This window comes from Frankia sp. AiPs1, from assembly GCF_023716945.1.
Lineage (GTDB): Bacteria > Actinomycetota > Actinomycetes > Frankiales > Frankiaceae > Frankia.
Genome location: NZ_JAMQQF010001069.1, coordinates 1 through 913 on the forward strand (window position 1 = coordinate 1; position 913 = coordinate 913).

General features: G+C 76.2%; 1 protein-coding gene. It reads right to left on the reverse strand.

The annotated features are described in order from the left end of the window. Positions 1 to 545: 545 nt before the first annotated feature. Positions 546 to 913, reverse strand: a 368-nt coding sequence (locus ND748_RS32915; RefSeq protein ID WP_251750149.1) for a LysM peptidoglycan-binding domain-containing protein, incomplete at its 5' end; no start/stop codon positions are given.

Here is a 913-nt window from a genome sequence, read left to right on the forward strand (position 1 = left end):
GGCAGATCGCTCGAGGCCGGTCCCAGCGTGGGGCCGGCCTCGGTGAAAACCTGCTCCGGCACAGTCAACTGCCGGGGTGAACGGTCCACGGCGACGGTGCCGCCGCCGGCCTGCTCCTCGGCGTTGCGGCGGCCGTTCGGGCGGTCCACGGCCGTGTCGGGCACATCCGTATCAGGATGGTCCGTGTTCGGGCGGTCCGTGTTCGGATGGTCGGTGTTCGGATGGTCGGTGTTCGGTCGGCCGGGGGCCTGGCCTCCGAGGGGAGGGGCGGACCGTCCGCCGCTGGCGCCGCGGCGATGGCCGCCCCCACCGGGAGCGGCTGCGGGCCGGCCCGATCGGTCGGCGGTGCCGCCGGTTCGTCGGGTGGGTCGGATCCGAGTGCGGGCCGGTCGGCCGCTTGCGGCAGCGGCCTCGATCTCGTCGTCGTAGGGCGGTTCGTTCGGGGCGACGGGGAGCAGCCGCATGCCGGGGACCGAATGTGGTCGCCGGGGCAGGGTCAGGGCACAGGTGGCGGTCACGGCAGGCTCCGATGGTGGCGGGCGGGGTCAGGGCCCGGATGGCGGTGTGAGGCGTTGGCCGGGAAGGATCACGTTCGGGTCATGGCCGATCACGTCGGAGTTCGCGGCCCACCAGCGGGGCCATTCGGCGGCAATCTGCTCGGGCGTGGCGGTGGGGCCGAGATGACGGGCAGCGATCGTCCACAGGGTGTCCCCGCGCAGGACGACGACCTCCTCGGCCTCGCCGGCGCGGGCCGACTGGCCGATGCCCGACGGGCTGGCCGGAACGCCGGTTCCCCGGTGCGAGGACGGGACAAGCGGGTCGCGTGCCGGCGCCGAGGACGCTGGTCGTGGGCGCCGCCCCCCCCCCCCCCGCCCCCCCCCCCCCCGCCCCCGCCGCCCCCGCCCGACCACCC